Below are 12,215 nucleotides of genomic sequence, written 5' to 3' on the forward strand. Positions count from 1 at the left end.
GGTCCCACCGGCCAAGGCGGCGCCCCGCCCGTCGGTCCCGCCGGCCAGAGCGGCGCCCCGCCCGTCGGTCCCGCCGTCCCCCGTGCCGGGCCCGCCCGGACGCGTGCCGCCGAGCGGCGCGTGCCCCGGCAACCGGCCGTACTCGTCGGACCCGTCGGCGGTGCGCTCGCGCGCCGGGCTGTGCTCGGCCGCGTCGGCGGGCGCGAGCCGGGGTGCCGTCGGGGTCTCGGCGGCGGGGGCGGAGGCCTGGGTGGGGACGGCTCCGACTCCGTGCGCGGCGGGCGCGCCCGCGTCGGCCGCCGGGGCGCGCTCGGGCTGCGGCTCCTGCGCGACGAGCTGCGGGGGCAGCAGGACGACGACACCCGTGCCACCGCGCGCAGACGGCCGGAAGCTGACGCTCATGCCGTACTTCCGCGCGAGGCCGCCGACCACGGCGAGGCCGAGGCGGGTGCCCTGGAGCAGCGCGAGGTCGGTCATCCGCCCGGACACCGACTCCTCGGCCCGGCGCAGGGCGGCCTCGGACATCCTGAGGCCGCTGTCCTCGATGGTGATGACGACGCCGGTGCGGGACTCCTCCACGTAGACGTGGACCTCGTCGGTGGGCGGCGAGAAGTTCGCGGCGTTGTCGGTGAGTTCGGCGAGCAGGTGCATCACGCCCTCGGCGGCGAAGCCGACGACGGCGACCCGGGTCGAGCAGTGCAGCCGCACCCGCTGGTAGGCGGCGATGCGGCCGACGGCGCCGCGCAGGATGGACTCCATCACGATGGGCTTGTTCCAGGCGCGGCTGGAGCGGCCGCCCATGAGGAGCGCGAGGCGGTCGGTCATGAGGCCGAGCTGCGAGGTGCTGTGGTCGAGCCGGAGCAGGTCGCCGAAGACCTCCTCGCCGTGCCGGTCCTGCATGTCGCGCAGGTCGGCCAGCATGCTCACGGACTTGGCCTGGACGCGGCTGAGGGCCTTGGCGCTCGCGGCCTGCGCGGCGGCGGCGCGCCGCTCGCTGAGGGCGAGTTCGCGCACGGCGGCCTCGGTCAGCTCGCGCAGCACTGGGTCCTCGGGCCAGCGTATGCCCGCGAGGACGCGGTCCACGGAGGCGCCGCCGCGCAGGGTGGCGACGACGTCCGGGAGCGTCTCGGTCGCAAGGAGTCGTACGTCTCCGGCGACGCGGGCCAGGTCGTCGGCGGCGCGCCGCTCGGCCGCGGTGGCGGCGGCGGCGCGCTGTTCGGCGTCGGCGAGCGCGGTCACACAGACGCGCAGCAGTTCGGCCTGGGACGGCAGCGCGGGCTGCCGGGTCTGGCGCAGCACGTCGTCGGGAGCGGCGCCCTCGCGCACCATGCGCGCCACCCCGGGCAGGGTCACCTGGGCCAGGCCCATGTCCTCGGCGGTGCGGTGGTCCAACTGGCCGCGCACGCCGAGCAGTTCACCCTCGGCGTCGGCGAGCCGCGTCCGCAGCCCGCCCGCCGTCCTGAGCCCGACGCACACCACGACGGCCAGCAGCACCCAGCCGCCGGCCCCGGCCGCGGCCACCCAGCCGCGCGCGTCGGCCGGCGCGAGCGCGGCGACGGCGGCGCCCGCCACGGCTGCGGCGGCGAGGAGACACACAGGCAGCGTGTATGCCGTTCGCCGGGTGTTCGGGGTGCGGTCCGGACGGCGATCGGCGGGCTGTGTCATTCCGGTCCCTCGGGGTCGGCACGGGTGCGCGGGCCCAAAAAGGAAACAGCCCGCCCTCAACTGGGTGCCGTCGCGAGGGGAGTCCGCCCTCTGGCGCTGTCTTCCGACGGCACTTGTGGTGGTCATGCTAGTCACAAGATCGCACAGCGGAAGCGGGCATTCAGCGACGTGGGTCACTGTCCGGAAGGTTCGTCGTGAAAGGGCTCCTGCGGGCCGGGCGCGTGTTACCGGAACGCACGCCCCCGATGATCCAGGCAGCACGGCGGCGCCCCGGCCGCCAAGGCCACCGGCACCCTCCTCGCGTCGGCCATCTCCCGCGGGAAGGAACCTTCCCGCGGCCGAAAACCTGTTCCCGCTACGACGATTTCCAGCCATCCTTCGACGGCGCACGGCGTGCCCTGTGGCGGTGGCGGACAGAGACCTACTGGCCGTCCGCTCCCCGGCGCGTGAACTTCTCCCAGGCCGTCGTCGCGATGCGCCCGGTGCTGCCGAGGTCGATGCCGCCGTGCGGCGTGACGGTCCTGGCGGGGGCGTCGGGGGCCGCGACGACCCGCAGGTGCGGGGCCCTGACGGGGGGCTCGCTCGTGTCGGTGTAGGTGTTGCGCCACACCACGGCCGCCGTCGCCGACTGGCGGGGCGCGAGCGTCACGGGGTGCGGCCCGGGGTCGCGCATGCCGGTGGTGATCGCGTCCGTGCCCTTGAGACTGCGTACGTCGACGGGTTCGCGATCCGAGTCGAGCACCCGCAGCTCCGGGTAACCGTCGAGGTGGAAGCTGCCGGTGCCGCAGTACGTCAGCGTCACCGTCATCGCACGCAGCCCCATCGCCGCGTCGACGGGCCCCGGCTCGACCAGAAGCCCCTTCTTCCCCCGGCAGTCCCGGCTCGCCTGGGCCGGCCGCTCCGCCAGCCGGGGCTCGGTCAGTTCGCCGTAGTACGGCCCGTCCGAGGCCTCGGTCGGCAGGGCGTCCGGCGTGACGCCGTGCGAGGGGACCGCCCCGCCCTGCCCCGCCACACGGGTCGAGGCCCCGCCCGCCCCGTCCCGCCCTGAGTCCGCCGACTGCCCGCAGCCGGCGGCGAGTATCGCGAGGACACAGAGGGCGGCGGCGCGTCGGTACGAGAGGTGAGTCACGCGCGGATCATGTCACGCGGATCCTCAGCGGGTAGCCGGGGAATGAGCCCGTCCGGCGCTTGAGGACGAGCCGCGAAGCGGCGATCATCGGCCCACCCCGGACAGGGAGTCCCCTACTGCTCCCCGCCACGGGCCCGCACAAGCCCCGACTCGTAGGCGAAGACGACGAGCTGGGCCCGGTCCCGCGCGCCCAGCTTGGTCATCGCACGGCTCACGTGCGTCTTCGCCGTGAACGGGCTGATGACCATGTGCGCCGCGATCTCCTCGTTGGTCAGGCCGCGGGCCGCGAGGGCCGTCACCTCGCGCTCCCGGCGCGTGAGGCCCTCCATGCCGGGCGGCGTCGCGCGGTCCGGCGGCCGGGCCACGAACTCGCCGATGAGGCGGCGGGTCACGGACGGCGAGAGCAACGCGTCCCCGCGCGCGACGACCTCGATGGCCTGGAGCAGGTCCGCGGGCTCGGTGTCCTTGAGCAGGAAGCCGCTGGCCCCGGCGCGCAGCGCCTCGAAGACGTAGCTGTCCAGGCCGTAGTTGGTGAGGATGACGACGCGTACGGCGGACAGGCTCGGGTCGGCGGCGATGCGGCGCGTGGCCTCGATGCCGGAGAGGACCGGCATCTGTACGTCGACGAGCGCGACGTCGGGCACGCACTCCCGGACCAGCGCCACCCCCTGCTCCCCGTCCGCGGCCTCCCCCACCACCTCGATGCCGTCCTCGGCGTCGAGCAGCGCCCGGAACCCGGCCCGCATCAGGGCCTGGTCGTCGACCAGCACGACCCGGATCACCCCTGCGTCTCCCATGCCCCCTGTGCCTCGACCGGTGCCCCCGGTGAATCCACCGGCAGTTCGGCCCGTACCGAGAACCCGCCCTCGTCCCGCGCCCCCGCCCGCAGCGCGCCGCCGAGCGCCTCGACGCGCTCGCGCATCCCGGTGAGACCGACGCCGTGCGCGAGGGCCCCGCCGGGGCGCGCGACCCCGTCGTCGTCCACCCGGACCACCACCTGCCGCTCCCCGTAGTCGAGATGGACGCCGACGGACTCGGCGCCGACCGCGTGCCGGGCGGCGTTGGTGAGGCTCTCCTGGACGATCCGGTAGACCCCGAGTTCCAGCTCCGGCGGCAGCGCCCGCTCGCGTCCGGTGACCGTCAGCTCGACGGGCAGCCCGGCCGACCGGGCGCGCTCGACGAGCAGGGCGGGGCTGCCGGCGGGCGCGTCGGTGCGCAACACCTCCAGGGTGGCGCGCAGTTCGCGCATGGCCTCGCCGCTGGCCTCCTGGATGGCGAGCAGCGCGGGCGGCACCTCCTCGCCGCGCTTGCGCGCCAGGTGCACGGCGACACCGGCCTGCAGCTTGACGATGGAGATGCTGTGCGTGAGGGAGTCGTGCAGTTCGCGGGCGATGCGCAGGCGCTCCTCCCCGGCCCGGCGCAGCGCGGCCTCCTCCCGGGTGCGCTCGGCCTCCAGGGCACGCTCCTCGGTCTGGTGCACGTACGCCTGCCAGGTCTTGGCCGCGACGCCCATGGCGGCGGCACACACGAACCACCCGGTGAGCAGCAGGGTCCGCTCGACGGCGCCGTCCCCGCCGGGGTCGGCGGCGAAGAACGCGCCGAGGAAGGCGAGTCCCGTGCCGGCGGCCAGGAGCCGGTGCCGGCCGTGGGCGGCGATGTGCACCGCGCCCAGCACGGGGAACGCCGCGGCCGTGGTCGGCTCGGCGTGCAGCACGAAGGCGACCATGCAGGCCGTGGTGACGGCGAGGACGATACGGGGCACGCGGCCGAACGCGGCGAGCGCGAGGGAACCCACGGCGACCAGGGCGTAGTCGAGGGCGTCGGCGCCGCCCTCGTACGCCGTCGCGAGCATGACGAAGACGGCGACGGTCACGGCCAGGCCGGCGACGGCGAGCCGCGCCTTCGGGTCGTCCAGGTGGTCGTGCCCGTCGAACACCGGCGGCCGCACGGCGGCGCCACGCTGCTTCCCGCCTCGCGACTTCACGTCTTCCGGCTTCACGCCTTGCGCCTTCACGCCTTGCGGCTCACCGCCTTGCGGCTTCCCGTCCTGCGGCTTCCCGCCCTGCCGGCCCACACGTAGTCGGCCCTCACGTCGCTGGTTCACACGTTCCCCCTGCATGCCCGCACCCTAAGCGCCGGTGCGGACGGCGGCGTCGGTCGTGCGGACCGTTCCCGCGCTACTCCCGCGGCAGTAGTTCCGCGGCGCTCCGGCCCCGGCGAGGTAGCCACGACTGCCTTCGCCGGTACGACGACCGCCGGGCCCGCGCACGGCCACCATCGGCACCACGTACACGGCGTCCCCGGCGACGCCCCACCGGTGAAGGAGCCGCCATGACCACGCACGCCCGCCCCAAGTCCCGGTACGACACCCGCCCCGCCTCCCTCCCCAACGCCCGCCAGGAAGCCATCTGGAACGGCCCCGTAGGCCGCCACTGGGCCGAGCAGCAGGACCGCTACGACGCCATGAGCGGCGACCTCAACGACCACCTGTTCGCGGCGGCGGCGATCGGGGACGGGGACCGCGTCCTGGACATCGGCTGCGGTGCGGGCACGGTCACGCGGATCGCGGCCCGGCTCGCGGGCGGCGGGCGCGCGGTCGGCGTCGACATCTCCGAGCCGCTGCTCGCGCGGGCCCGTGCCCGCACCGCGGCCGAGGGCGTCCCCAACGTCTCGTACGAAAGGGGCGACGCCCAGACGCACCCCTTCCCTGCGGGCGGGTACGACGTGGCGATCAGCAGGGGCGGCGTGATGTTCTTCGCCGACCACGCGGCGGCGTTCGGCAACATCGCCCGCGCGCTGCGGCCCGGCGGGCGCCTGGTGTTCGCCTGTCCGCAGCCCGCGAGCCCCGACATCGAGGAGTCCCGCGCGCTCGGCACGCTGGCGAGTCTCCTCGGCGCCCAGGGCGCCACCGCGTCCCCCGAGTCCGCCGACGCCCGCGCCGCGATGGCCTCCCTCAGCGACCCCCGCACGATCCGGGCCGCCCTCGCCGCCTACACGGACGTGGACGTGACGGCGCTGACCATCGAGACGTACTGGGGCAAGGACCCCTCGGACGCCGTCGGCTTCCTGCTCTCCCGCACCCCGGACGCCGCCGTGCCGAGGGTCACCCGCAAGGCCATGGAGGACGTGCTGTCGCCGTACGCGGGCGGGCGCGGGGTGCGGATGAAGGCGCGGGTGTGGCTGGTGACGGCCGCGCGCCCGAGCTGAGCCGCCACTTCCCTACGACCTGCCCGCACCCCTCACCGCTGCTCCCTGCGCGACCACATCAGCCCCAAGTACACGGCGAACGCGGCCCCCAGACCCACCGCCCACCCGTAGTCCGCGAGCGGCTTGAGGAAGGGGATCATTCCGTCCCGGGGGAACGGCCCCTTCCCCGGGTCCGAGTGGGAGCCGCCGACGGCGAGCACCCCGCCCACCGCGAAGGCGACGACGGCCCGCCAGTTCCAGCCGTCGGTGTACCAGTAGCGTCCCTCGGGCCGGTACAGGTCGGCCAGTTCGAGGGCGGTGCGCCGTACCACCCAGTAGTCGGCGATGAGGATTCCGGCGACGGTGCCGAGCAGCCCGCCGACCACACCGAGCCAGACGTAGATGTACAGCTCGGGCGTCTCGATGAGCTTCCAGGGGAAGATGAGGACGCCCACGACGCCCGTGATCAGCGCGCCCGTACGGAAGTTGATGAGGCGCGGCGCGAGGTTCGCGAGATCGTACGCGGGCGAGACGACGTTCGCCGCGATGTTAACGGACACCGTCGCGACGAGCACCGTCACCAGCGCGAAAAGGAGACCGAAGACGTTGTCCGCCTTCGCGGCGAGGTCCACCGGCTCCCAGATGGGCTCCCCGTACACCGCCTGCGAGCCGGAGGTGACGAGGACGGAGAGCAGCGCGAACGCCGTCATCGTGGTGGGCAGGCCGAGGGTCTGGCCCCACACCTGCGCCCGCTGTCCCTTGCCGAAGCGGGTGAAGTCCGGGATGTTCAGGGACAGCGTGGACCAGAAGCCGATCATGCCCATGAGGGCGGGGAAGAAGACCGGCCAGAAGTCGGCGCCCCAGCCGAGCTCGGACTTCTGGTCGAGCAGCGGGCCTAGTCCGCCCGCCTTGTCGGAGATCCAGACGAGGAGTACGACGGCGCCGACGAGCACGAAGGGCGCGGCCCAGTTCTCGAACCGCCGGAGCGTCTCCATGCCCCGGTGGATGATGGCCAGTTGCAGCGCCCAGAAGGCGACGAAGCACAGCCACAGCGTCCACGGGTAGCCGCCGATGTGCGAGGCGTCCGCCCACGCGCCGCCGAAGACCTCGTTGAGCAGGACGAAGATGCCCTGCCCGCCGATCCAGGTCTGGATGCCGAACCAGCCGCAGGCGACGGCGGCCCGGATCAGCGCGGGCAGGTTCGCGCCGCGCACACCGAAGGAGGCGCGCGCGAGCACCGGGAACGGGATGCCGTACTTGGGTCCCGCGTGCCCGGTGAGCAGCATCGGCAGCAGCACGACGACGTTGGCGAGCGCGATGGTGAAGACGGCCTGCTTCCAGTCCATGCCGAGCGCGACCAGGCCGGAGGCGAGCGTCCAGGACGGGATGTTGTGGGCCATGCCGACCCACAGGGCGGCGAAGTTGTAGGTGGTCCAGTGGCGTTCGGCGAGCGGGATCGGCTTGAGGTCGTCGTTGGCGAAGGGGCTGTCGTGGGGGTAGGCGCCGGGTATCAGCTCGACGCGGCCGTCGTCGGCCGCCCGCTGGGTGGGCGCGGTGTCGGTCATGGGCGGGCGGCCAGGGGATTTCAGGCCAGGGCCGGGATGATTTCCGCGCCGTACGCGTCGATGACGGCCTCCCGCGCGTCGTGCATGGCGTACAGCGCGAACTGGTCCACGCCCAGTTCCTTGAGTGCCCGCAGCTTCTCGATGTGCGCGGCGGCCGGGCCGAGCAGGCAGAAGCGGTCGACGATCTCGTCGGGCACGAAGGCGGTGTCGGGGTTGCCGGTGCGGCCGTGGTGGCTGTAGTCGTAGCCCTCGCGTTCCTTGATGTACGCGGTGAGCGCCTCCGGGACCATGGAGGAGTGCTCGCCGTACTTGGAGACGAGGTCGGCGACGTGGTTGCCGACCATGCCGCCGAACCACCGGCACTGCTCGCGCGCGTGGTCCAGGTCGGCGCTCACGTACGCGGGCGCGGCCACGCAGATCTTCACGGCCGACGGATCGCGTCCGGCCGCGGCGGCGGCGTCGCGCACGGCCTTGACCATCCACTCCGTCAGATACGGGTCGGCGAGCTGGAGGATGAACCCGTCGGCCTTCTGCCCGGCGAGCGCGAGCGCCTTGGGTCCGTACGCCGCCATCCACACGGGCAACTTGCCGTCCCGCACCCACGGGATGCGCAGGCGCTGACCTCCTATGTCGGCCTCCCGTCCCTCGGCGAGGTCGCGGATCACGTCGATCGAATAGCCCAGGCGGGCAAGGGTGTTGGGGCTGCGGCCCGCGACGCGCATCGCGGAGTCGCCGCGGCCGATGCCGCACACGGTGCGGTTGCCGAACATGTCGTTGAGCGTGGCGAAGGTGGAGGCAGTGACCTCCCAGGTGCGGGTGCCCGGGTTGGTCACCATCGGGCCCACGGTCAACCGGTCGGTGTGTTCCAGGATCTGACTGTAGATCACGAAGGGTTCCTGCCACAGGACCGACGAGTCGAAGGTCCAGCCGTAGCGGAAGCCGCTCCGCTCCGCGCGCCGCATCAGGCCGACGACCGCGGACGCGGGCGGGTCGGTCTGCAGGACGAGTCCGAAATCCACGTGTTGCCTCCTAGTCCAGGTACTGACAGGTCGCGCGCGGCGTGTAGACGCCGTGCCCGGCGCGACCGGTGAACTCCCGCCGGTCCACGACCGGTTCGCCGCGCGAGAGGACGGTCTCGACGCGGCCGGTGACCTGCTTTCCTTCGTACGCCGAGTAGTCGACGTTCATGTGGTGCGTCTCGGCGGAGAGCACCTGCGTCGCGGCGGGGTCGTAGATGACGACGTCCGCGTCGGCGCCGGGGGCGAGGGTGCCCTTCTTCGGGTAGAGGCCGAACATGCGGGCCGGGGTGGCGCAGGCGATCTCGATCCAGCGGCGGCGGCTGATGTGCCCGTCGACGACTGCCTGGTGGAGCAGGTCCATGCGGTTCTCGACGCCGGGAAGACCGTTGGGGATCTTCGAGAAGTCGCCGCGGCCGAGCTCCTTCTGGCCGGTGAAGCAGAACGGGCAGTGGTCGGTGGAGACCACCTGGAGGTCGTTGGTCCTGAGGCCCCGCCACAGCGCCGCCTGGTGCTCGCGGGGCCTGAGCGGCGTGGAGCAGACGTACTTGGCGCCCTCGAAGTCCGGCTCGGCGAGGTTGTCCGTGGACAGGAACAGATACTGCGGGCAGGTCTCGCCGAAGACGGGAAGTCCCTTGTCCCGCGCGGTGATCAGCTCGGCGACGGCCTCCTCCGCGGAGACGTGCACGACGTAGAGGGGCGCGCCGGCGACCTGCGCGAGGCGGATCGCGCGGTGCGTGGCCTCGGCTTCGAGCAGCGCCTTCCTGACCTCGCCGTGGTAGCGCGGATCGGTCTCGCCGCGTTTGAGCGCCTGCTCCACCAGGACGTCGATCGCGATGCCGTTCTCCGCGTGCATCATGATCAGGCCGCCGTTGACCGACGAGCGCTGCATGGCGCGCAGGATCTGCCCGTCGTCGCTGTAGAAGACGCCCGGGTAGGCCATGAAGAGCTTGAAGGAGGTGATGCCCTCCTCGACGAGCAGGTCCATCTCCTTGAGCGTGCGGTCGTTCACATCGGAGACGATCATGTGGAAGGCGTAGTCGATCGCGCACTTCCCGTCCGCCTTCGCGTAGTAGGCGTCCAGGCCCTCGCGCAGGGAGTGCCCCGGGGACTGGACGGCGAAGTCGACGATGGTGGTGGTGCCGCCCCAGGCCGCCGCCCGGGTGCCGGTCTCGAAGTCGTCGGAGGAGAAGGTCCCGCCGAACGGGAACTCCATGTGCGTGTGCGCGTCGACGCCGCCCGGGACGACGTACTTGTCACTCGCGTCGATGACGCGGTCCGCGGTCCAGGCCGCGGCGGCCTCGGTGCCGCGCGCGGCGAGCGCCGCGATCCGGCCGTCCTCGATCAGCACATCGGCGTGCAGCTCCTCGGCGGCGGTCACGACCAGACCGCCGCGGATCAGGGTGCGGGTACTCATGGTGATGCGCTCCCTAGGTGAAACGGGTGAACTAGACGTCCTGCAAGGCCTGTTCGAGGATCGCGGCGCCTTCCTCCGCCTCCGCTACCGTCAGCGAGAGCGGTGGCGCGATGCGCAGGACGCTGGTGTTGTGCCCGCCGCCCTTGCCGACGAGCAGACCGCCCTCGCGGGCCGCTTCGAGCACGGCCGCCGCCGCCTGCGGATTCGCCTCGTCGGTGCCGGGCTTGACCAGTTCGAGGCCGATCATCAGTCCGCGCCCGCGCACTTCGCGTACGACGGGCAGGTGCGCGCTGATCGCCCGCAGCCGCTCGATGAGCAGCCCGCCGACCCGGCGGGCGTTGCCCTGCAGATCGTGTTCCAGGAGGTACGTGAGGTTGGCGAGGCCCGCGGCCATCGTCACCGGCGAGCCGCCGAACGTCGAAATGGAGTTGGCGTCCAGGGAGTTCATGATCTCGGCGCGGCCGACGACACCGCCGATGGACATGCCGTTGCCGATGCCCTTGGCGAACGTGAGCAGGTCCGGTGGGCCGGACGCGGCGTGCGCCTGCCAGCCCCAGAAGTGGTCGCCGGTGCGGCCCCAGCCGGTCTGCACCTCGTCGGCGATCCACAGGATGCCGTGCTCGGCGAGGACGTCGCGGAAGGCCGCGTAGAGCCCGTCGGGCGGTGAGGTGAAGCCGCCGACGCCCTGGATCGGCTCGGCGATGAGCGCCGCGACACCGCGCGTCTGCCCCAGCATGTCCCGCAGGTCGGCGACGCACGCCTCGATGAACTCGGCGTCGCTCAGGGCGGCGTAGGGCCCGCGGCCGCGGACGCCCCCGTGGACGTACAGCGTCTGCAACGGCGACAGGCTCGTGGGTGACCAGCTCTGGTTGCCGGTGATGCCGACGGCGCTGAAGGAGCGGCCGTGGTAGCTGTTGCGCATCGCCAGGATCTGGTTCGAGCCGCGGTGGGCGGTGGCGAGGAGCAGCGCCGCGTCGTTCGCCTCCGTGCCCGACGTCGTGAAGAACACGCGCGCGTCCGGGATGCCGGACAGGGCGGCGACGCGCTCGGCGAGGTCGACCATGGGGCGGTTCAGGTAGAGCGTCGAGCTGTGGATGATCCGGCCTGCCTGCTCCGCGACGGCCTTGGTGACGTCGGGCAGCGCGTGCGCCGTCATGGTGGTGAGGATGCCGCCGAAGAAGTCGAGGTAGCGCCGGCCCGCGGCGTCCCAGACGTGGCGGCCCTCGCCGTGGGTGAGTTCGAGCGGCTCGTCGTAGTACAGCGCGAGCCAGTCCGGCAGGACGGCCCGGTGCCGGGAGTAGAGATCCTTCACGGGTTGACCAGCCCTTCGTACGCGTCCGGGCGGCGGTCCCGGTAGAACGCCCACTGTTCGCGGACCTCGTCGATCAGGTCGAAGTCCAGGTCGCGCACGACGAGTTCCTCCGCCTTGTCGCTCGCCGTCTCGCCGACGAACTGCCCGCGCGGGTCCACGAAGTAACTCGTGCCGTAGAAGTCGTTGTCGCCGTACTCCTCCTGGCCGACGCGGTTGATCGCCGCGACGAAGTACTCGTTGGCGACGGCCGCCGCGGGCTGCTCCAGCTGCCACAGGTAGGCGGACAGGCCGCGGGAGGTGGCCGACGGGTTGTAGACGAGCTGGGCGCCGTTCAGGCCGAGCTGGCGCCAGCCCTCGGGGAAGTGGCGGTCGTAGCAGATGTAGACGCCGACGCGGCCGACTGCGGTGTCGAAGACGGGCCAGCCCGCGTTGCCCGGGCGGAAGTAGAACTTCTCCCAGAATCCCTTGACTTGGGGGATGTGGTGCTTGCGGTACTTGCCCAGATAGCTGCCGTCGGCGTCGATGACGGCCGCGGTGTTGTAGTAGAAGCCGGACTGCTCGACCTCGAAGACAGGCACGACGATCACCATGCCGGTCTCGCGCGCGAGGTCCTGCATGCGGCGCACGGTCGGCCCGTCCGGGACCGGCTCCGCCCAGCGGTAGTGCTCCCGCTCCTGGACCTGGCAGAAGTAGGGGGCGTTGAAAACCTCTTGGAAACCGATGACCTTGGCGCCCTGCCGGGCGGCCTCGCGAGCGTGTTCCTCATGCTTGGCGATCATGGATTCGGTGTCGCCTGTCCAGGTCGCCTGGACCAGTGCGGCGCGTACGACATTGGCCATGAGCTGCTCCTTCGACGGGACGTCAGAGAGCCTCTACGCCCGTAGATTCATGCGTAGACAGACGAACGTAAGCCCCATCGACGGCC

The 12,215-nt window shown here is 72.5% G+C and carries 10 protein-coding genes; 1 reads left to right on the forward strand and 9 read right to left on the reverse strand.

Annotated features, from left to right (window positions below; all coding sequences use genetic code 11):
• From IEY91_RS40710 to IEY91_RS40725, 4 genes are all read right to left on the reverse strand, one after another.
• Positions 1-1,596, reverse strand: a 1,596-nt coding sequence (locus IEY91_RS40710) for a sensor histidine kinase (protein ID WP_373288133.1), incomplete at its 3' end; no start/stop codon positions are given.
• Between the two features lie 490 nt (positions 1,597-2,086).
• Positions 2,087-2,794: a DUF4232 domain-containing protein gene (locus IEY91_RS40715; RefSeq protein ID WP_189177808.1), complete on the reverse strand. Its 708-nt coding sequence runs from the start codon at positions 2,792-2,794 to the stop codon at positions 2,087-2,089.
• A 113-nt stretch (positions 2,795-2,907) separates the two neighbouring features.
• On the reverse strand, positions 2,908-3,591 hold the full coding sequence (locus tag IEY91_RS40720; RefSeq protein ID WP_164318809.1) for a response regulator: 684 nt from the start codon (positions 3,589-3,591) through the stop codon (positions 2,908-2,910).
• Positions 3,573-4,646, reverse strand: coding sequence for a sensor histidine kinase (locus tag IEY91_RS40725; RefSeq protein ID WP_164328058.1), 1,074 nt, complete (start codon positions 4,644-4,646; stop codon positions 3,573-3,575). The genes IEY91_RS40720 and IEY91_RS40725 overlap by 19 nt, the downstream gene beginning before the upstream one ends.
• Positions 4,647-5,125: 479 nt before the next feature.
• Between IEY91_RS40725 and IEY91_RS40730 the strand changes: the two genes are divergently transcribed.
• Positions 5,126-6,001, forward strand: coding sequence for a class I SAM-dependent methyltransferase (locus IEY91_RS40730; protein WP_189177809.1), 876 nt, complete (start codon positions 5,126-5,128; stop codon positions 5,999-6,001).
• A 32-nt stretch (positions 6,002-6,033) separates the two neighbouring features.
• Here the strand turns inward: IEY91_RS40730 and IEY91_RS40735 are convergent, their stop codons facing one another.
• Genes IEY91_RS40735 through IEY91_RS40755 form a run of 5 tightly spaced genes read right to left on the reverse strand, consistent with a single transcriptional unit; the run spans position 6,034 to position 12,129 of the window.
• On the reverse strand, positions 6,034-7,545 hold the full coding sequence (locus IEY91_RS40735) for an NCS1 family nucleobase:cation symporter-1 (RefSeq protein ID WP_189177810.1): 1,512 nt from the start codon (positions 7,543-7,545) through the stop codon (positions 6,034-6,036).
• Between the two features lie 20 nt (positions 7,546-7,565).
• Positions 7,566-8,564 carry a TIGR03842 family LLM class F420-dependent oxidoreductase gene (locus IEY91_RS40740; RefSeq protein WP_189177811.1) on the reverse strand — a complete coding sequence of 333 codons (999 nt, stop codon included), beginning with the start codon at positions 8,562-8,564 and terminating at the stop codon, positions 7,566-7,568.
• 10 nt (positions 8,565-8,574) lie between these two features.
• Positions 8,575-9,978, reverse strand: coding sequence for a dihydropyrimidinase (gene hydA / locus IEY91_RS40745; protein ID WP_164318816.1), 1,404 nt, complete (start codon positions 9,976-9,978; stop codon positions 8,575-8,577).
• 31 nt (positions 9,979-10,009) lie between these two features.
• Positions 10,010-11,290, reverse strand: a complete 1,281-nt coding sequence (locus tag IEY91_RS40750) for an aspartate aminotransferase family protein (RefSeq protein WP_164318818.1) — start codon at positions 11,288-11,290, stop codon at positions 10,010-10,012.
• Positions 11,287-12,129 (reverse strand): nitrilase-related carbon-nitrogen hydrolase, encoded by an 843-nt coding sequence (locus IEY91_RS40755; protein ID WP_164318820.1) that lies wholly within the window; start codon positions 12,127-12,129, stop codon positions 11,287-11,289. Before IEY91_RS40755 ends, IEY91_RS40750 begins: the two co-directional genes overlap by 4 nt.
• Between the last annotated feature and the right edge of the window lie 86 nt (positions 12,130-12,215).

The sequence above is a fragment of the Streptomyces lasiicapitis genome, assembly GCF_014646335.1.
Taxonomy (GTDB): domain Bacteria; phylum Actinomycetota; class Actinomycetes; order Streptomycetales; family Streptomycetaceae; genus Streptomyces; species Streptomyces lasiicapitis.

What these genes read in the sequence shown, in the direction of transcription:
- IEY91_RS40720 (WP_164318809.1), bottom strand. Translation starts at nt 3,591, where the DNA reads ATGGGAGACGCAGGGGTGATCCGGGTCGTGCTGGTCGACGACCAGGCC.
- IEY91_RS40725 (WP_164328058.1), bottom strand. Translation starts at nt 4,646, where the DNA reads ATGCTCGCGACGGCGTACGAGGGCGGCGCCGACGCCCTCGACTACGCC.
- IEY91_RS40730 (WP_189177809.1), top strand. Translation starts at nt 5,126, where the DNA reads ATGACCACGCACGCCCGCCCCAAGTCCCGGTACGACACCCGCCCCGCC.
- IEY91_RS40735 (WP_189177810.1), bottom strand. Translation starts at nt 7,545, where the DNA reads ATGACCGACACCGCGCCCACCCAGCGGGCGGCCGACGACGGCCGCGTC.
- hydA (WP_164318816.1), bottom strand. Translation starts at nt 9,978, where the DNA reads ATGAGTACCCGCACCCTGATCCGCGGCGGTCTGGTCGTGACCGCCGCC.
- IEY91_RS40755 (WP_164318820.1), bottom strand. Translation starts at nt 12,129, where the DNA reads ATGGCCAATGTCGTACGCGCCGCACTGGTCCAGGCGACCTGGACAGGC.